Origin of the sequence: Phaeobacter sp. (genome assembly GCF_022825805.1) — a bacterium.
In the GTDB taxonomy this organism is placed as follows: domain Bacteria; phylum Pseudomonadota; class Alphaproteobacteria; order Rhodobacterales; family Rhodobacteraceae; genus Phaeobacter.
In genome coordinates, this window is sequence record NZ_JAJDWC010000023.1 from 14686 (window position 1) to 34124 (window position 19439).

A 19439-nucleotide genomic window follows, 5' to 3' on the forward strand; every position below is an offset into this window, starting at 1 on the left:
GTGGGATCCGGCTGTCGCGAGATGAGGAGCTCGCGGCAGCCGTTTTTCTGATCCATGCGCCTATGATTACACCCGCCGTTGCTTGCCCCAACGCTTGCCCGCAAGCGCCGCTGCGCTAGCTCTCTGCTACCGAAAGCGGAGCACAAAAACATGGTCACTGGCACATCGTCTCAGCCGAAATATGACAATCTGATCCTCATACTGGGTGACCAACTTTCACTTGATCTCCCAGCGTTGCAGGCCGGTTCACCACAGTCGGACATCATCTTGATGGCAGAAGTGACGGATGAGGTGACCTACGTCCGCCATCACAAGAAAAAAATCGCTTTTGTCTTCTCTGCGATGCGCCATTTCGCGGCCGAATTGCAGGCTGGTGGATGGACAGTGCGCTATGTGCGCTTGGATGATGCCGGCAACAGCGGCAGCCTGATCGGCGAGGTCGAGCGCACGCTATCTGATACCCCCTGCCGTCAGGTCATGATTACCGGGCCCGGAGAATATCGCCTGAAATCCGCATTTCAAAACTGGAGCGAAGACACACAGCACCCGTTTCAGATGCTTGAGGACCATCGTTTTCTGGCAACTCACCAACAGTTTGCCGATTGGGCAGAGGGGCGCAAACAGCTCCGTATGGAGTATTTTTACCGCGACATGCGCAGGCAGACCGGTCTGTTGATGCAGGGTGACAAACCGGAAGGCGGAAAATGGAACTACGACGCCGAAAACCGAAAACCTGCCGAAGATGATATGTTCATGCCAAAGCCTCTGCGCCATGAGCCCGACCCCACCACCCAAGAGGTGTTGGATCTGGTCCAGAACCGGTTTGGAAACAGCTTTGGCACCCTAGACGATTTCTGGTTTGCAACTGATCGCGAGGGCGCGCTCAAGGCGCTTGATCACTTTGTTGAAACGGCGCTGCCTCAATTCGGTGACTACCAGGACGCCATGCTGGAAGGCGCGCCATTTCTGTATCATTCGGTGCTTGCGCAATACCTCAACGCCGGTTTGTTGAACCCGCTTGAGATCTGCAGACGGGTGGAGGCCGCTTACTATGATGGGCACGCACCGTTGAACGCTGTCGAAGGCTACATTCGCCAGATCATTGGATGGCGAGAATACGTTCGCGGCATCTATTGGTTGAAGATGCCCGGCTACACGCAGGAGAACTTCCTGGGTGCAGATCGCGACTTACCAGATTTCTATTGGTCCGGTGAAACGGATATGGCGTGCCTTGCGGCTGCCATCGGTCAGACCCGAGACGAAGCCTATGCCCATCATATCCAGCGTCTGATGGTAACTGGCAACTTCGCAATGCTTGCGGGGATCGATCCGTATCAGGTCCATGAATGGTACCTGGCGGTCTATGCAGATGCTTACGAATGGGTAGAAGCGCCCAACGTGGTCGGTATGAGCCAATTCGCAGACGGCGGGCTGCTCGGCTCAAAACCATATGCGGCCAGCGGCAACTACATCAACAAGATGTCCAACCACTGCAAAACCTGCGCATATGACGTCAAGGTAAAGACAGGCCCGAAGGCCTGCCCTTTCAACCCGCTTTACTGGGACTTCCTGATCAGAAACCGCGACAAACTTGGCAAGAATGCCCGCCTGATGCAGCCCTACCGTACGTGGGACCGCATGTCAGATGACAAAAAGGCCGAGTATCTCGACAGCGCAGCCGCGGTGCTGAAAGCCTTTTAAACGGGCATATTCAGCTCTCTCAAAACCGAAGGGATCACCTTTTTCAGTCCAAAGAAGCCCTTGGACGCGTTCGGCCAGACCAAAGCATCATAAGAGCGGTGCAGTTGATGCAGCTGGATACCCTCCTGGGCGAGGATCTTACCCAATGCGGCCAGTTTGTCCGCAGTTGGCCCAACTGGGGCATATCCTGTCACAACATGTGTCAGGCCCTCTTTTTGCGCAAGAGACACGACCTTATGGGCCAGATCCGCATTAGCGGTCTCATGCAACAGGCGGTCAGCGCTGATGCCAGACTTTTCAACGCCGTCACGCAAGGCACCTTGCCGAAAGGCGTCAGCCTTGTCCCCAATCGCACGGGGTGATCTACCGTCAGCGCCGCCCAAAACGGCGCTCGCTGCAGGCCCGCGAGGCAAATCGTCACCAAAGGTCAGATCCTCCTCGGTCAACAGCAACAGATAATCGGCCTGAGGTGGTTCAAACCTGGGCGCCGCCAGTTGCTCCCGAGGGTGGATGACCCCTTCTGCCAAGGCCGGGGCCTCATCCGCCAGTTGGCCTTCCGGATCAAATCGACCATCGGTGAACTTGGCAATATTGTCTGCGCGGGCCAAGTAGGTTTTGCCTTGCGTGTGCAGGCCTCCGACCCAGCGCCAGCTGAGCGTGTTGGATGCCGGATCCCCATCCATCAAATGACGCAGGAAGAAATCCGCACCCAATTGCCAGGGCAGCCGCAACGTGAACATCCAGATCGAGGCGAACCACATCCGCGCGTGGTTATGCAGATATCCTGTTTCGACAAGCTCGCGGGCCCAATGGTCAAAACAGTCGATACCGGTCCGCCCAGCAACCGCATCACTGTAATCCTGTCGGGATGCAGCGTTATCTAGCAGGTCGGGCAACTGTTGCTGGTAACGGGCCCAAACGCTTGGCCGGTGCTGCAACCAGCCTTTGAAATAGCCGCGCCAAAACACCTCGCTCACGAATTTCTCTGCGTCCCGCAGCGTATGCCGTTCCAATACCGCCTGGAGCACTTCTTGTTCGGAGAGCAGGCGATGTCTGATCCAGGGCGACAATGCCGACACAGATGCCGACGGACCGCTGGCACGATCAAAATTGCGCAGTTTGGCGTAACGCAAGCCCGTGTTTGGTAGAAACCTATCGAGCTTTTGCAAGCCCGCCGCTCGATCTGGCTGAAACTCAACTTGCACTGCTGCGTGACCCATCCCTGTCATTTCGATCTCCGGCATCGTTCGGAGCAATAGCGCACGTCATCCCAGACCTTGCTCCATTTTTTTCGCCAACTGAACGGCAGACCACAGGTGGCGCAGATCTTTGTTGGCAGCTCGGATTTGCGTCGCATTTTCATTTCTTGCTCCCGTTCCGTCGTCCGGCCAAATCCAAACAGCCGGTGGATCGGGAGCTAGTGCGATCAATGGGATTTCAATCCAAAAGACGATCAATCGCGCCCGTCAATTGTCCCGACAAAGGTGCAACGCGAGATCCATAGGTTTTGACAACAGATCCATCCGTATCAATCAGGACTTTGTTGAAATTCCAACGCGGGACAAACCCGTTTTCTGACTTCAGAGATGCATAGAACGGGTGCGCCTCCTGTCCGGTGATGGATGTGATCTCCGACATCGGAAACGTCAGACCGTATTGGACTTCGCAAAATTCCTTCACAGCCTCATTGGTTTCCAACTCTTGTTTGAAATCGTTTGAAGGCACTGCGACCACGACCAATCCGCGGTCGCGATAGCGATCATACAGCTGCTGCAACGCGCGATACTGCCGGGTGAACGCACATTGGGACGCTGTATTGACCACCAAAAACGGACAACCATCCCAATCAGACAATCGCAGGTCACCACCGTCGATTGATCGAAAAGGGGACGCCAAATCCACAGCCTGCGCAGGCAGGGCAAATCCGCACAGCAGCGCCATCATCAGAAACCCTCTCATTGCGGTCTTTTCCTTCCGGTTGATGTGAACATTCAGTGTCAGATCCTCTACGCCTCAGCGAACATGAGGAATGGCTGGCGTTAGGCCGCTAGCAAGATCAAGGCCCAGGCCGCCATCCCGATATGTGCCAAGGTGATCGAAACAGAAAATCCATGCAGCCGATTGAACCGAGATTTGTCGCCAACATCGGTGGCGGCATTGATGGCCGGCATCAGGATTTGGCGTGCATAGACGGTTGTTGCGACCACGATCGCCATTAGGGACGCAGCCAAGGTATTTTCCCCATCGGCCAGAACACTGCCAAGCAAGGCCACCGCCGCGCTGCCGATGACGAACAAGTAAAAGTGGGGGAATGCCTTTCGGATCAGGGCGCGGGCTGTGTCTGCCGGCAGTGCAGAAAAAAGAAAAGCTGCAAAGCCAAACGAGAACAGCACCATACCACCAAACAGCACAGCAGTGATCAGCAGGGTAAATTCAATCATGTTTCGCTCTTCGTGTTTTGCACAGCACGCGTCTTGTTCTGGGTGGGTCCACGCCAAAACCGTCCGCGTGGCACCATGTAGGGCGTCGTGTCGCGGTAAACAGCAAAGCGGGCGCCATAGCGTGCTGCAAATCGCCTCTCTTTCAGTCGCGGCGCAATCACGCAATAAATGGTCAGAGTAGTGGCCAGAAACACTTGGTCCGGCGTCCACGTCGGCACCGCCCACAAGGTCAGGGCAAAGGACACGTAGATTGGCTGCCGAATGATCCGAAACAACCCCGTGACTGGCATATCCGGGTAGATTGGTCGCGTCTTGGCAGCCAAGGACATCCACCCAAGCGCACCAGATTGCACCTCTGGCCCGGCGTCATAGCTGGCTTTTATCAGCATCAGCCAAGTGGCCGCATAGAAGGCCGTTATGAGCCAAAGTGCGCTGCCTGCAGCTTGCCAGAAAATCACGCCACTTGGCGTCCAGAACACAAACAACACAGCCAACTGAAACGCGGCAATCACTGCAAAAGTCGTTGTGGTGAGCGTTTCCGCATAGGCACGCGGCGCGAGCCGGATCAGGACCTTCCGCCCCAAATCGGTCAATAAGAAGGAATGTACGATCGGAAACTGAACCAAGAGACCCGCGTTCGCCAGGTGGCTCCAAGGTTGTGGGACACGCCCAAGGCTCTGGCTCATTCCGAAGTACATGGCCGCGATCATCGCCAAAACCGCTATGGCAAAAATGCTGTGACACAGCGCACCATAGGCGTAGGCCAATGCGATCCTGCCGCGACCCGGTGGGGGCGACACCGCCCCAGCCAAAAGGCGGAGCATTTTTTGGTATGGCTTCGGGGATCCAACCGTCATGCAGTGGGAAAATAGATCACTCTTCGCGAGGACAAGACAAACGCACCTGGGCGCCGATGCCTTATGCCTGTGACGAGCGCACGGTCCGCAATGCGACTTCGTCCAGATCCAGTCTGATCCCGAGCTGGCCACTGCCACCAAGCTCGGGGCGCTTGCGCAAAAAGATCGAAAGCGCCTCGACCTCGGGCAATGCGGCGCAGGTCTGAACAATGCGCGTGATCAAAAATTCCTGAGTTTCATAGGCGCGATCCTTACACATGGCATCGATGTCCCGAACCAATAGATCATAGTCAAACACACGATCCATTTGATCCGCGTCGATCAAAACCAGATCAGTATCTATGCGCAGTGACAGGTCCAAAATGTGGGTTTCAGGCACAACATCACCCGACCCGTAAGTGCCAATCTGGGGCGCGATTTCGAGGTCTCTCAACTCGACAGAACCGATGCCTTTTTGTGTTGAGAGCTGGTCTTGGAATAATGACACGGGGGATAATCCTGCATTGTTGAAGGGTGTGAAGACGCTTCAATGATGTGTCCCCACCGAACTGCGGCAAGTCCGTCGCGCAACTGCTGTGCAGACCCATCTGGCCTGCAAAGCGCAAACTATAATCTTTTCCTATCAATTTTTTTAGAAGACAGAATTGGGAATTATCTCCCTTCGATGCTACCTCATGCTCAGCCAAACTCGTCGCCACGGTGCCAAACGGTTAGGTCATTGTAGTAGAGCCATATTACGGGAGTACGTCGCATGGACGGAGATAACATTGGTGCAAAAGGGCTTTGCCCCGTTATGCACGGAGCCGCATCAGCCGCAGGAAAAACGCCGACCGATTGGTGGCCCAACGCGCTGAACCTGGACATTCTGCATCAGCATGGTGCCCGTACGAACCCGATGGATCCAGATTTCGACTACCGCGAGGCCGTCAAGTCGCTGGATTTTGACGCGGTCAAAAAAGATCTGCACGCGCTGATGACCGACAGCCAAAGCTGGTGGCCAGCTGACTATGGTCATTATGGCGGCCTGATGATCCGTATGGCCTGGCACGCAGCGGGTTCCTATCGCCAAACCGATGGGCGCGGTGGCGGCTCAACCGGTAACCAACGCTTCGCACCTTTGAATTCCTGGCCGGACAACACCAGCCTCGACAAAGCGCGCCGCCTGCTGTGGCCGATCAAGAAGAAATACGGAAACGCTCTGTCCTGGGCCGACCTCATGCTGCTCGCAGGCAATATTGCCTATGAATCCATGGGGTTGAAAACCTTCGGCTTCGGCTTCGGCCGAGCAGACATCTGGGCACCGGAGACCGACATCAACTGGGGTGCGGAAACCGAATGGCTCGCGCCAAGTGAGCAGCGGTATGAAGATCTTGATGATGCTGAAAGCCTGAACAACCCGCTCGCAGCGGTCCATATGGGGCTGATTTACGTTAACCCCGAGGGTGTCAACGGCAACCCAGATCCAGCGCGCACCGCGCAACATGTGCGGGTGACCTTTGCCCGGATGGCGATGAATGACGAGGAAACCGCTGCATTGACCTGTGGTGGTCATACCGTTGGCAAGGCGCACGGCAACGGCGACGCAGGCGCCCTGGGTGCAGAACCTGAGGCCGCAGGCATTGAAGCCCAAGGGTTTGGTTGGATGAACCCCAACTCCGATGGGACAGCAGCAAGCCACGTCACTTCCGGCATCGAAGGCGCGTGGACCACAGAACCCACGAAATTTGACATGGGATATTTCGAACTGCTGTTCGGTTATGAGTGGGAACTTACCAAATCCCCAGCCGGGGCGCATCAGTGGCAGCCGATCAACATCAAAGAAGAAGACATGCCGGTAGACGCTACGGACCCCAGCAAACGCCGGATGCCCATGATGACCGACGCCGACATGGCGATGAAGGTCGATCCGGCCTACCGCGCAATTTGCGAACGGTTCATGGCAGACGAGGCGTATTTCCGCGATACATTTGCGCGCGCTTGGTTCAAACTGACCCACCGCGACATGGGGCCAAAGGTCAACTATATCGGCCCGGATGTCCCCGCAGAAGATCTGATCTGGCAGGACCCAATCCCGGCTGGTGCCACGCGTTATGATGCCGAAGCCGTCAAAGCAAAGATCGCAGCAACCGGATTGAGCGACGCTGACCTGATCGCAACCGCCTGGGACAGTGCCCGCACCTATCGCGGCTCAGACAAACGCGGTGGCGCAAATGGGGCGCGCATCCGTCTGGAGCCACAGCGCGGTTGGGACGGCAACGAACCAGATCGTTTGGACCGCGTGCTGGCAGCACTGGAGCCCATCGCCGCGGAGACAGGCGCCTCTGTCGCTGATGTTATCGTTCTTGGCGGTAGCCTGGGGATTGAGAACGCAGCCAAAGCCGCTGGCCATGCGCTGACCGTACCATTTGCCCCAGGACGGGGCGACGCAACGGCCGAGCAGACCGACGCAGACAGCTTCAGCGTGCTGGAGCCCATCGCAGATGGTTTCCGCAACTATCAGCAGGGCAAATCTGCGGTCAGCCCAGAAGAGCAGTTGCTGGATCGCGCGCAATTGCTGGGCCTGACTGCGCAGGAAATGACTGCGCTGCTCGGCGGTATGCGGGTTCTTGGCACCAACCACGCAGGCACGCAGCATGGCGTATTCACGGATCGGGTGGGCGCGCTTACGCAGGATTTCTTCGTCAATCTGACGGACATGGCATACAGCTGGCATCCGGCGGAAGATGAGACCTACGAAATCCGCGAGCGGGCCACAGGCGCTGTGAAATGGACTGCGACACGTGCAGATCTGGTGTTTGGCTCGAATTCGATCCTGCGAGCCTATGCAGAAGTCTATGCGCAGAATGACAACGAAGAAAAATTCGTACGTGATTTCATCTCTGCCTGGTCGAAGGTCATGAACAACGATCGCTTCGATCTGGCAGCCTAACCAACGACGTACTGCCAAAAAACAGAGGGGGCCTGGAAACAGGTCCCCTTTTTTTGCTTTTGCGGCCGCTCGTCGATCACGAAGCGTGCACCGCGACAGCATGCGGCAGGGATTGCGGCAACTTGCCCCCTTGTTTCGATGGCAAAGCTGAAATGTGCGATATCAATAAATGATAATTTTAGGACAATATGTCACTATCCTTGCGATCCGTGCATACAGCTACTTTTCTTCAAGACCCAGACCGGACCGTGCGTCAATCTGCGCAGCCTCAACGCTAGAGATCAGGCGCGCGAATTGACGCAATGGCCTTAAATCAAAGCAGATATCGAATACATAGCGTTCAACCGAGCCTGAGTGTGGCTCGACAACGAGACACGCGAATGGCGGATATATTCGCCATCGCATCTCGAGGCACAACGGACTGGACGAAAGTGGGAATGTTCGACAATGGAAGCTTTAGACACACTGATCCTCAGCCGCATTCAGTTTGCGGCCAATATCTCGTTTCACATACTTTTCCCAACAATCACCATCGCCTTGGGCTGGGTATTGTTCTTCTTTCGTATCCGGTTCACCCAAACTGGTGATGACAAATGGATGGCGGCCTATCGCTTCTGGGTGAAGATCTTTGCGCTCAGCTTTGCGATGGGCGTTGTGTCCGGAATCACGATGTCCTTCCAGTTCGGGACCAATTGGCCCGGCTTCATGGAAACCGTGGGCAACATTGCGGGCCCGCTGCTCGCCTATGAAGTCCTGACCGCGTTCTTCCTTGAAGCCGTATTTGTCGGCATCATGTTGTTCGGATTTTCCCGAGTGCCGCGATGGTTGCACACCCTTGCAACAGGGTTGGTCGCCTTTGGCACCACTGTCTCTGCGTTCTGGATCATCGTGCTGAATTCCTGGATGCATACGCCACAGGGCTTTGAGATGATTGACGGCGTGGCCCATGCAACTGATTGGTGGGCCATCATCTTCAATCCGTCGATGCCATATCGTTTCGTACATATGCTGATGGCCAGCTTCCTCACGGTTGCTTTCCTGATCGCTGGTGTCTCGGCCTTCCGCTGGGCCCTTGGCGACCGGTCGCGCGAAGTGCGGACCATGTTGAAGACTGGCGTTGTCATCGGGGCTGTCTTGATCCCGCTGCAAATGCTCGCAGGCGACAAACACGGTTTGAACACACTGGAGTACCAGCCCGCAAAAGTGGCCGCCATGGAAGGAAACTGGGACACTCAGCCGAATGTGCCACTGATCCTTTTTGCGCTGCCGGACGAAGAGGCCCGGGAAAACCGGTTCGAAATTGGTATTCCGAACATGGCCTCCTTGATCCTGACCCATTCGTTCGATGGCGTGGTTCCGGGCCTGAATGAATTCGTCACCGAAGACGGCCAAGTGCTGCACCCGCCCGTAGCCCCGGTTTTCTGGTCCTTTAGAGTCATGATTGGCGTGGGTGTCTCCATGCTCCTTTTGTCTTGGGCCGCGCTTTGGTTCATGTGGCGCCGCCGGGACCAGCATGTGGGACGAACCCAGGGTCACAGGCTCGCAGTAGAAGGCCTGCCAAAGATACTGGTTTGGGCTCTTATCCCGATGGCATTCTCGGGCTGGGCCGCCACTTTGGCCGGGTGGTATACGACCGAGATTGGCCGCCAACCCTGGCTGGTCCAAGGGGTGATGACCACAGATATGGCCATTGCAGATGTGCCTGCCCCCATGGTGCTGGGTACGCTCCTGACCTACCTCGCGGTTTATGCGGCACTGCTCGCAGCCTACATCGGCGTCATCATCTATATGGCCCGCAAGGCGGCAAAGGGTGACGATGCGCACACCGCTGTACCGATCCACGCAACTGGCGCGATGACCGCCGCGGAGTAGAGCTATGCCTGATTTTTCAAACCCTCATGATTGGCTCCCATGGGCTTTTGCCTCGCTCATGGGGCTCTCTATCCTGATCTATGTTGTGCTCGATGGGTTCGACCTGGGTGTCGGCTTGTTGTTTCCGATGGCAGACAGAACCGAACAAGACCGAATGATTGGCTCCATTGGCCCCTTTTGGGATGCCAACGAAACCTGGCTTGTTCTGGCGGTCGGCCTGCTCCTTGTGGCCTTCCCGCCCGCGCATGGGGTGATCCTATCGACGCTCTATTTGCCTGTGTTTGTGATGCTGATCGGCCTTATCCTGCGCGGGGTGGCGTTCGAATTCCGCGCGAAAGCCAGAGACCATCACAAAGCGCTCTGGAACCGGCTCTTTTTTGTCGGCTCAGCGATGACTGCCCTGTCGCAAGGCTTCATGTTGGGACTGTACATCATGGGACTGGAAAAGAGCCTGGCCACCTATGCTTTCGCAACGCTGACAGCGATTTCTCTCACCGTTGGCTACAGCTTCATCGGGTCCACTTGGCTGATCCACAAAACCGAAGGCATGTTGCAGCAAAAATCCGTTGTTTGGGCCCGGCGTAGCCTGTGGGGAGCCGTGACAGGCGTACTGACGGTGTCGATCGCGACACCAATGGTCAGTGACCGGATTTTCGCCAAATGGTTCACCTTCCCAGAGCTGCTGTGGCTGGTGCCATTGCCCATCTTGTCGGGGGTGGTGTTGTTTGCTCTCTGGCGGCTGCTACAACAAATGCCCAAACCGCAGGACCGCCAGAATTGGCTACCGTTCGCGATGTCGACTGCCTTGTTCGTCATGGCGTATTTGGGCTTGGCCTACAGCTTCTATCCCTATGTGGTCCCAGAGAAGTTGACCATCTACGACGCCGCCGCTGCGCCAGAAAGCCTTTGGATCATCCTGGTCGGAGCGCTCTGTGTGGTTCCGGTGATTATAGGCTATTCGATTTTGGCCTACTTCATCTTCCGCGGAAAAGCGACCGATCTGCGATATGAATGAGTGATCGGGGGCAGGTTTGCCCCCGAGCCGCCCAATCTGAAGTGCAGATATTCTAGGACGCTGCTTTGCTGTTTTCTGCCGCCAACAGTTTCTTGGCAATTGCTGTTGTATCACGCAGATGCGCTTCCACAGCGTCCCGTGCCGCATCTGGGTCGCCAGAGACTACAGCCGCGCAGATGTCCTGCATGTACGCGATGCCAGGGCGCTGTCGATCCTCGCTCGACAGTGTCATCATACGCAATCTGCTGATCCGCCCATTCAGCCGCTGGACCACCTCCCAGGCGATATGGTGCCCGGCACCCTCGAAAATCTCGGAATAGAAATCCGCCGTGGCACGAAACAGTCCACCCTGAACCCGGTCTTGAAAGTCTTGCTCCAAACTCGACAAGGCGGTCTTCAGGGCAGCTGCACGTTCTGGTGTGATGGCGCGGGCGCATTGCTCCGCCGCGGCGGTTTCCAGCATCCGCCGAATATCATAGATCTGCTGGGCGTCGGACCAATCCATCGTTGCCACGATCGGGCCGCGACCCGGCAGAATTTCGACCAGCCCTTCTGCCTCCAGATATCGGATCGTTTCGCGAATGACCGTGCGACTGACACCAAGCTGTTCACACAGCGGACGTTCGACAAGTCTCTGCCCCGGTTCAAAAACACCCTCGATGATTGCATCGCGCATGCGTTCTTGAACCATGTCACGTAGTGTTGCTGGCGGCTGATCTATCGGTGTCAATTTTGGAGATGTCATAGCGCAGAACGCTACTGGCAATGATGCGAATAGACAAGATCCGATCAAGCATGATACGATGGTATACCAAATTGCTGATATGATCTGAATGGGCCGTCGCTAACGCATCCCCGTAGCCCCCATCCCTTCGCCAAGGCAGAAACGTGATGACAAAAGCTGACGATACGCTCCACGATTTACCTCTCGCAGTGTTTGACCACCCCTTTGTGTCCGCCATGCTGTCAGTTGGCAGTGCCGCACAAGATACCGAAACCTACCCAGTCGCTGATATCAAACGCCTGAACAGCAGACCCAGAACACTGGCAGTCTGCTTGCAGCCGATGCTGGAGAGGGAGCGCAATTTTGCAGTTGATGAGGACGTGATCCTCCAACTCACGACCCAAGACCATGGAACCTGGGATCTGCGCTTGCGCCTAAAGGCGGTCACAGACGTTGATCAACAACCACTGTTAGTCATGATCCCCATCTCCTCCACGCGGCTTAGCCCCGACCGCCCTGCACAGGCGCAGGCGACAGCCACGTTTAACCAGAACCCAGAGCAGATTGTGTCGATACTCGTGGAACACAACGGAGCCGTTCTGATGCAGGACAACGGCTCTGGATACTTGGCAATTCCGCAGGCAATTCAGACAGAAGACACCGCTCAAACGACCGCGGCCCGGTTGCTCACGCAGGCAGGTGTATCGGCGGACGTGGGTTTCGTTTACTCCGCCTATCGCGACATCGCCCGCAACCAGCAGCACATCATATTTTTATGTCACGCCCATCACGCAGAAGCACCAAAGGGCGTGTTTATGGATCCAGATCAATCCACACTTATGGATATCGCAGATCCGGTCGTCTGCTCCGTCATCAGCCGGTTTGAACGGGAATCGCAGGCTGGTCTGTTTGGCACCTACGTCGGAAATGAACGCCACGGTGACGTTCAAGCCAGCACGGATTCAGCACAGCAAAAATAACGGCATCTAGTTGTCACGCGTCAGGGTGGATCCATGCGGAGTATTTACAATCCACGGATTTACTTGCACACCGCAACGAGCACAACGGTTGCCGAGCTAAATTCTGTTTATTCCATTTAAATTCAAATACATAAACCTATGCCTGGCGAAGCCAATACGCAATACACCAGCGCAATTCAGTCCTTCGCGCAACCGACCAACTCATTTGAAACAAATCGTCCTGTCACTAAGGTCTCCTTAGCAAATTTCGGAGAGCCTGCGTCAAAAGCAGATAGTGAGGACTATTCCACATGCCGATTTCTCTGTCCCGACTTCCGGTACGGATCTATGCGCTCGCCGGGCTGGCCGTTGTGTTGGCTGTCGCGCTGACCATGTCGATCTTATCAAGCTCGGTCTCCGACGCCTACGACATGAGAGAGCAGAAACTCAAACAGATGGTGGAACTGGCCGTATCACAGCTGGAAGTTCTACAGGATCAGGTCGACGCAGGCACACTAGAGGAGGACGCGGCCCGGTCGTTGGGGCGCGAACAGCTCAACACCATGCTCTATGGCACTGCTGGTTACTTCTTTGCCGTTGATACCGATTACATCATGCAGGTGCTTCCGACCAAACCGGAATTGGTGGGGGACTATCGCCGCGATATCGTGGACGTAAACGGCTTCCGGCTCTACGAGGAAATGGTTCGCATCGCGCGCGACAGCGGCGAGGGCAAATTGATGTATCATTTCTACAAGCCTGGCACCGAAGTCGTCGAAGCCAAAATGAGCTATGTCGAATTGTTTGAACCCTGGGGCTGGGTTGTCGGAACCGGCGACTACGTGTCCGACATCAATGCCGACCTCGGCGCCAAACGGTGGAAAGCGATTGCGATCCTAACAGGCAGCCTGATCCTTTTGATTGCCGCCGCTACCCTGATCACGCGCAGTATCACTAAACCTGTCAACGCGCTGAAACAGCGTATGCAGACCCTCGCCGATGGGGAAACCGACGCGGATATTCCGGCAACCAACGACCAAAGCGAAATTGGTGGCATGGCTCAAAAGGTCGAGGTGTTCCGCCAATCGCTGATCCGCCAGAAAACGCTTGAAAGCGAACAAAAACAGCGCGACGCAGAGCAGCAAGATGTGGTTGAAACGCTCAGCACGCATTTGGCGATGCTGTCCCAGGGCGACCTGAACACCCGCATCAAACAGGAATTTCCGGCCGGTTATGAAACGCTGCGTAGCGATTTCAACAAGACGGTGGAAAACCTCAACAGTACGGTTTCACAAGTCGTTGCCTCCGCCGCGAGCATTCGCAACGGCGCCGCAGAAATCAACCAGTCCTCTGGAGAACTATCAGGTCGGACAGAAAGCCAGGCAGCAACCCTGGAGCAAACAGCCGCAGCGTTGGAGCAACTGACCGCCAGTGTAAAATCCGCAGCAGATGGCGCGCGCAGTGTGGAAGAGGTCACCCGCGAGGCCCGGGATGAAGCGGAGCAGAGCGGTGTCGTCGTCAGAAACGCGGTCAGCGCGATGACCGAAATCGAAAGCTCTTCGGAAAAGATTTCACAGATCATCGGCGTCATTGACGACATTGCGTTCCAGACAAACCTCCTCGCACTCAACGCAGGTGTCGAAGCCGCCCGCGCAGGCGAAGCAGGACGTGGATTTGCTGTCGTCGCAAGCGAAGTGCGCGGCTTGGCTCAGCGGTCTTCGGATGCGGCACTCGAAATCAAATCCCTGATCGAAGACAGCTCCAAACAAGTCTCTAGCGGTGTGGATCTGGTCGGAAACGCAGGCAATGCGCTCACATCCATCGTTGGGCGGGTCAACAACATCTCTCAACTTGTCAGCGAGATCGCGGAAAGCGCGGCAGAGCAATCCACTGGCCTTGCCGAAATCAACACTGGCATGACCCAACTCGACCAAGTGACGCAGCAGAATGCGGCGATGGTGGAGGAAAGCAGCGCTGCGGCTCAACTGCTGGACAATGACGCGGGTCAATTGGCCAAACTGGTCGAACACTTCACCGTTCAAAACGGTACCACGGCCCCGGCATCCCGTGCGCCAGCACCGGCGGCGTTTGAAACGGAACCCAGCAATTGGAGTGACACACCCACAGCGCCGACTGCGCATCCCAAAGCCGTCGCAGCCAATGGTTCCTCCCAGAACATGTGGGAAGATTTCTAGCGCACGCGCTATCGCCCACAGAAATCAACGTAAATTAAACGCGCCGCTTATGACTGAGCGGCGCGTTTTTCGTTCCGCGCGCAATACCTTGGCCACTCGCCTCATTGCGCTAGCCTCTTAACCAACAGTTCAGAGTTTGGTGCTGGCCGCACCACAGGATACGGGCTGATACCAAATCGACATCGGAGCGCACACGTGTCAGGACCAAACCACCGCTATTCAGACGCAACGATCACCAAAGCCTGCGCGTTCATCGAGGCGGACCTGTCGGCGCAGCTCGCCATTCGCGACATTGCTGCGCGTGCTGGTTTGGCAGAGCACCATTTTCAGCGCCGCTTTGCCCTTGCAACCGGAGAGACCGTGTCAGGCTATATTCGCGCCCGCCGCATGGAGAAGGCTGCACAGCACCTGACAACCACGTCATGCCGCATCATTGATGTGGCTCTGGACTGCGGATTTGAGACACATGCCGCATTTTCCAAAGCGTTCAAATCACACTTTCAATGCACGCCGAGTGAATTGCGGCGCTCAGGCCTGCCGCCCTCGCAACGTGGTGCGGCGCCGCGGCCCTTTTTGGTGCCACAGTCACATTCAGCGCAGCATATCCTGCCCGATCTGGTAACGGTTGCGTCCCAGGTCATGTGCTACCGCACCCAGACAGGCATGTCCGACGGACATTTTTTTCCGGACCTGGCCGCAATCTCGGCAGGCTTCGCAGCGCTGAAAGAAGAACTCACACACCAGCGGATCCCAGCGGAAAAACACCAGTTTGCGACCGCGTTCAAACAGGGTCCACAATCCTTCGACGATCCGGACGCCAGGGCCCATTTTGGTGCGATCTTTGACCAACCTGTACCATTGAACTGGTCTCCCGACTGGATTGAGTTGGCGGCGGGAGACTATGCAATCTTCCCCCACTACGGCTCGCTTGCGAACCTGCATCTGACCTGGAACAAAGCGGCGCGGGTCATTCTGCCCAGGGCCGGGCTGATCCTGAGGCATGGCTGGATGTTTGAAACATATCTGACCAACACAGTGGATGCACCATCCGATCGTTTGACAGCGCAGATCCACCTTCCTGTCGAACAAAGCACAAATGGAACAGCATCGACCTGACGTTTGCGTTCTGATCGGCCCATCAACGATGAGGCCCTAACATGTATGACAGCCCCGTAGCGCAGCCAAACGGCAGTTTGCACCGGATCATAAAGAACCTTGAGGAGCCAGGATATCGCGCGCGCCTATACAACACCCTTTTGGCAGCGCAAGAAAAGCAGGATCCACAAATCCGCGCCTTCGAACACGCAGGCCAGATACCGAAAGGGCCCGTGATCGCCCCATTCAATGGTTTGCCAATCACGGTGAAAGATCAATTTGCCGTTGCCGGTTGGCCACGTTGGTTCGGGCGCGATCAGACATCTCGCAAACACGACGTAAAGAGCGCGCCCTTTATCGCTATGTTGGAAGAGCGCGGATGCAAGGTCCTGGCGAAAACGACCCTGCCCCCGAACGCATTGGACTTTCAAACATTTGGCAACCGGCGCGGCGTCACCGAAAACCCGCTCTATCCAGGTTTTACTGCAGGCGGGAGCAGTGGCGGAGGCGCTGCGGCAGTCGCAAGCGGGATGAGTGTTCTCGACATCGGCGCAGATCTTGCGGGTTCTTTGCGCCTGCCAGCCGCCTGGTGCGGCGTCGTCTCTTTTCTGGCGACAGAGGGGCTGTGGTCCTCATCTGGGATGCTACCTGGGCGCCACCAATTGCAACATTTTGCCAGACCTGGCCCCATAGCACGGACATTGGATGATCTTGCGACGTTTTGGTCAACAATGGGCCATCCGATTGCCAATTCCAACGCAACAGCCAAACCACGAATTGCCGTTTGGCAGCCAACCGGCCCAGCGCCTCTGGAACCGCAGGTGTCAACAGTCTGGAACAAATGCCTCCAGCAGCTAGCCAGCACACCCTGCACTCCTCGCGGTAGCGATCTCGCCGAACTGTTGGGCGACAAACCACGCCGATTGTTCGGCCACATCATGGGTTATGAAACCAGCCGTCTTATCCCTTGGCCCATACGCTGGTTGGCAAGCCGTGATCGAGAAGCTGCCGAAGCCTCCCCCAATTTCTTGTCCCATGTGCTTGAGGGCTACAGGCTCTCCGCTGCGGCGTATCGTGAGGCTGTTGACCAGCTGGCCCTGTTTCGCAAGCAATCCGCAAGGGATCTCGCGGATATCGACGCTTTGGTCCTGCCGGTGACCGGCGCTGCGGTCTTTAGGCATATGAAACCATCGCGCGACCGATTTGGCGCGCGACACTATCCGCAGGTTTTCACCACACAAGCTGGACCAATGGGCTATCTCGACATTCTGACGCACTTCACTGTTCCTATCGGCGCGTTGGGATGGCCCGTTGTCACACTGCCCTTTGGGCATGACAGCAACGGCTTGCCAATCGGCGTCCAGATTGTCGGCAAACCCGGCGCTGAAGGTAAGTTGCTTTCCATGGCGCGCAGCCTCTTCCCAGAAGACTGGTCCGCCAAAACGCAGGAGGATCCCCATGGATCTTGAAGACCGGCCCGATATACTCTCCATCACCAGCAGTGAGGAATTCGACCGCTGGTACTGGCCCGTCGCAGAGATGCAAAACCTCTGTAGAGAGCGCGGCTTACCTACATCTGGGCTGAAAGCAGAGTTGCGGGCCCGCCTGCTGGGACATTTGAGGGGTGAAATCACCGCCCCCGGCACAACGCCCCGAAAGCCCAAGAACTGGTCCAAAGCCGTCCTGACGCGCGACACAATAATCGATGCAAATGTCACGTTTGGCTGCAATCTAAGGAATTTCTTGAAACAAGAAATTGGACCGAAATTCAGATGCACAGGCGAGTTCATGGATTGGGTGAAGTCACACCCGGGGCGCAGCCTTGGTGAGGCAATCGCGCAGTGGCATCTGTTTCACACCAGAGCACAGCAACCGGGGTTCAGGCGTGAAATTGCCTCATGCAACAACTACCTGCAATACCTGCGCGACCTACGCGATGCGCACCCCAACCTCACGCTGACCGACGCGAAACTTTGTTGGGCCGTAAAGTCGAAGAAACCTGCAGTAAACGGCTTTGTTGTCTATGAGGAAACCGACCTGAGCTTTCTCGATCCCCGACCGGTCGGGCTCGGTAGTCTTCAGAAGGGCAATTCCAATTGATTGGACGGGCCCTTCGGTTTGCGCTGACCTCGGTTTTTGATGCCACTTTTCCGGCTTCCGTGTTTGTTCTGAATGGCACGCGCTCGAGATTGGAAACCTGCCTCTTTGCGCACACCCCAGATCTTATCTCGCGCCTCTCGTGCGGCAACCACATGGTCAAAGATGGGCTCTGGATAGAGTTTACCAAGCACCTCCGCCGCGTTGTCCGCTTTCCATGGTTCGTGCAAAAACTGATCAGGGATCTTCACCAGTTCTGGCACCCAACGGCGGGTGAACACACCTGTGGGATCCTGATCGATCCCTTGTTTCACAGGATTATAGATCCGCGCGACGTTGATGCCGGTGGTGCCTGACTGCATTTGCACCTGACTCCAGTGGATCCCCGGCTCGTAGTCGGTGAAAAATCGCGCCAGCTGCTGGCCAGGGCGGCGCCAATCCAGCCACAAATGGTAGCTCGCGGTTGACATCACCATCGCCCGCATACGGAAGTTCAGCCATCCAGTTGCCCGCAGCGACCGCATGCAAGCATCAAGGAATGGATAGCCCGTTTCACCATTGGCCCAAGCGTCCAATCTGGTCTGATCAGGTTGTTCAGGCCGCAATCCTGCGTAGAGCGGGTGAAATTCGGTGAATTCAATCTCTGGCTCATCCTCGAGCTTTTGGATGAAATGGCAGTGCCAGTGCAGCCGCCCCGAAAAGGACCGCATCGAGCGCCCCCATGACGACCCCTTTGAACGGATCTCTGCCCGTCGGCGTTCGCAGGCTTGATAAACCTCCCGCATCGAAAGCGCGCCCCAGGTCAGATAGGGTGACACTCGCGAACAAGCATGCGCCCCCGCCAGAGGTGCCGACATTGCGCGTTGATAGGTTTCACCGCGATGGGAAAGGAAACTGCTCAAACGCTCCACACCCGCAAGACGACCACCAACCTGACGTTCAGGACACGGATCAGGCAACAGCCCCAAGTCGGATGCATCAGGAATAGGGCCTGGAGCAATGTTCAAGGGACAGAGTGCAGGTGGCGGCGTCAGCTCGCGGGACATGATCCGATCCCAATTGTCCGCCCAGCCGTTCCGCGAGGCGAGACCCCGCACAACCCCATGGTTCTGCAGTTGATGGAATGGGACATTCGCGGACCGGCACCAGGCGATGACTTTCTTGTCGCGTTGAAACGTCCAATTGTTGCCCGTTTCTTCATGCGCCCACAGTGCGTCCAGGCAGCCGAGTTGCAACAGCCGGTTCAGCACATCTGTCATGTCGCCAACACGAATGATCAGCGGTTGACCCAATTGGGCGAGATCCTGTCGCAACCCTGCCAGCGTCTCAGCGACAAACTCCCAATGACGGGCAGAATGATCCGGCTGTCGCCAGAGTTCTGGCTCCACGACATAAAGCGGCAAGACGGTCCCACGGCGCGCTGCACAATGCAGTGCCGCGTGATCTTGCACCCGCAAATCACGTTTGAACCACACAACTTGCACGGCTGCCCTTTCTTGTTTTTTGGGGATTTAACGCGCAGCGGCGGTTTGTCTAATCAAAGCCAATCCAACG

General features: G+C 56.4%; 17 protein-coding genes. 9 read left to right on the forward strand and 8 right to left on the reverse strand.

Annotated elements, in window-relative coordinates:
• Positions 1-150 precede the first annotated feature (150 nt).
• A complete protein-coding gene (locus Q0C28_RS02140) occupies positions 151-1701 on the forward strand; it encodes a cryptochrome/photolyase family protein (protein WP_293573000.1) in 1551 nt (516 codons plus the stop codon).
• On the opposite strand, the gene Q0C28_RS02145 is transcribed toward Q0C28_RS02140, so the two are convergent.
• The 6 genes from Q0C28_RS02145 to Q0C28_RS02170 all read right to left on the reverse strand — a co-directional run bounded on the left by Q0C28_RS02145 (position 1698) and on the right by Q0C28_RS02170 (position 5486).
• The gene (locus tag Q0C28_RS02145; RefSeq protein ID WP_293573001.1) at positions 1698-2930 is read right to left on the reverse strand and encodes an FAD-binding domain-containing protein; all 1233 of its coding nucleotides are present in this window, start codon (positions 2928-2930) and stop codon (positions 1698-1700) included. The genes Q0C28_RS02140 and Q0C28_RS02145 overlap by 4 nt on opposite strands.
• The gene (locus Q0C28_RS02150; protein WP_293573002.1) at positions 2927-3064 is read right to left on the reverse strand and encodes a DUF2256 domain-containing protein; all 138 of its coding nucleotides are present in this window, start codon (positions 3062-3064) and stop codon (positions 2927-2929) included. Before Q0C28_RS02150 ends, Q0C28_RS02145 begins: the two co-directional genes overlap by 4 nt.
• 74 nt (positions 3065-3138) lie before the next feature.
• Entirely contained in the window at positions 3139-3660 is a 522-nt protein-coding gene (locus Q0C28_RS02155; RefSeq protein WP_293573003.1) for a glutathione peroxidase, read from the reverse strand.
• A gap of 80 nt (positions 3661-3740) precedes the next feature.
• On the reverse strand, positions 3741-4142 hold the full coding sequence (locus Q0C28_RS02160) for a DUF4149 domain-containing protein (RefSeq protein ID WP_293573004.1): 402 nt from the start codon (positions 4140-4142) through the stop codon (positions 3741-3743).
• Positions 4139-4966 carry an isoprenylcysteine carboxylmethyltransferase family protein gene (locus Q0C28_RS02165; RefSeq protein ID WP_293573005.1) on the reverse strand — a complete coding sequence of 276 codons (828 nt, stop codon included), beginning with the start codon at positions 4964-4966 and terminating at the stop codon, positions 4139-4141. Before Q0C28_RS02165 ends, Q0C28_RS02160 begins: the two co-directional genes overlap by 4 nt.
• Before the next feature lie 94 nt (positions 4967-5060).
• A complete protein-coding gene (locus Q0C28_RS02170) occupies positions 5061-5486 on the reverse strand; it encodes a dihydroneopterin aldolase (protein ID WP_293573006.1) in 426 nt (141 codons plus the stop codon).
• A gap of 264 nt (positions 5487-5750) precedes the next feature.
• Here Q0C28_RS02170 and katG point away from each other — a divergent pair, with 264 nt between their 5' ends.
• The 3 genes from katG to Q0C28_RS02185 all read left to right on the forward strand — a co-directional run bounded on the left by katG (position 5751) and on the right by Q0C28_RS02185 (position 10815).
• Entirely contained in the window at positions 5751-7928 is a 2178-nt protein-coding gene (gene katG, locus Q0C28_RS02175; RefSeq protein ID WP_293573007.1) for a catalase/peroxidase HPI, read from the forward strand.
• Between the two features lie 447 nt (positions 7929-8375).
• Positions 8376-9800, forward strand: a complete 1425-nt coding sequence (locus Q0C28_RS02180) for a cytochrome ubiquinol oxidase subunit I (protein WP_293573008.1) — start codon at positions 8376-8378, stop codon at positions 9798-9800.
• Positions 9801-9804: 4 nt separating this feature from the next.
• Positions 9805-10815: a cytochrome d ubiquinol oxidase subunit II gene (locus Q0C28_RS02185; RefSeq protein ID WP_293573009.1), complete on the forward strand. Its 1011-nt coding sequence runs from the start codon at positions 9805-9807 to the stop codon at positions 10813-10815.
• Between the two features lie 52 nt (positions 10816-10867).
• Here Q0C28_RS02185 and Q0C28_RS02190 read toward each other — a convergent pair whose 3' ends face one another.
• On the reverse strand, positions 10868-11560 hold the full coding sequence (locus Q0C28_RS02190) for a GntR family transcriptional regulator (protein WP_293573010.1): 693 nt from the start codon (positions 11558-11560) through the stop codon (positions 10868-10870).
• Between the two features lie 311 nt (positions 11561-11871).
• Here Q0C28_RS02190 and Q0C28_RS02195 point away from each other — a divergent pair, with 311 nt between their 5' ends.
• The 5 genes from Q0C28_RS02195 (at position 11872) to Q0C28_RS02215 (ending at position 17888) form a co-directional block, all read left to right on the forward strand.
• The gene (locus tag Q0C28_RS02195) at positions 11872-12519 is read left to right on the forward strand and encodes a hypothetical protein (protein WP_293573011.1); all 648 of its coding nucleotides are present in this window, start codon (positions 11872-11874) and stop codon (positions 12517-12519) included.
• Between the two features lie 290 nt (positions 12520-12809).
• Positions 12810-14693 (forward strand): methyl-accepting chemotaxis protein, encoded by a 1884-nt coding sequence (locus Q0C28_RS02200; RefSeq protein ID WP_293573012.1) that lies wholly within the window; start codon positions 12810-12812, stop codon positions 14691-14693.
• 195 nt (positions 14694-14888) lie between these two features.
• Positions 14889-15809, forward strand: coding sequence for an AraC family transcriptional regulator (locus tag Q0C28_RS02205; RefSeq protein ID WP_293573013.1), 921 nt, complete (start codon positions 14889-14891; stop codon positions 15807-15809).
• A 41-nt stretch (positions 15810-15850) separates the two neighbouring features.
• Positions 15851-17257 (forward strand): amidase, encoded by a 1407-nt coding sequence (locus tag Q0C28_RS02210; protein WP_293573014.1) that lies wholly within the window; start codon positions 15851-15853, stop codon positions 17255-17257.
• On the forward strand, positions 17247-17888 hold the full coding sequence (locus Q0C28_RS02215) for a DUF6434 domain-containing protein (protein WP_293573015.1): 642 nt from the start codon (positions 17247-17249) through the stop codon (positions 17886-17888). Before Q0C28_RS02210 ends, Q0C28_RS02215 begins: the two co-directional genes overlap by 11 nt.
• On the opposite strand, the gene Q0C28_RS02220 is transcribed toward Q0C28_RS02215, so the two are convergent.
• Positions 17867-19369, reverse strand: a complete 1503-nt coding sequence (locus Q0C28_RS02220; protein WP_293573016.1) for a deoxyribodipyrimidine photo-lyase — start codon at positions 19367-19369, stop codon at positions 17867-17869. The genes Q0C28_RS02215 and Q0C28_RS02220 overlap by 22 nt on opposite strands.
• Positions 19370-19439: the final 70 nt, after the last annotated feature.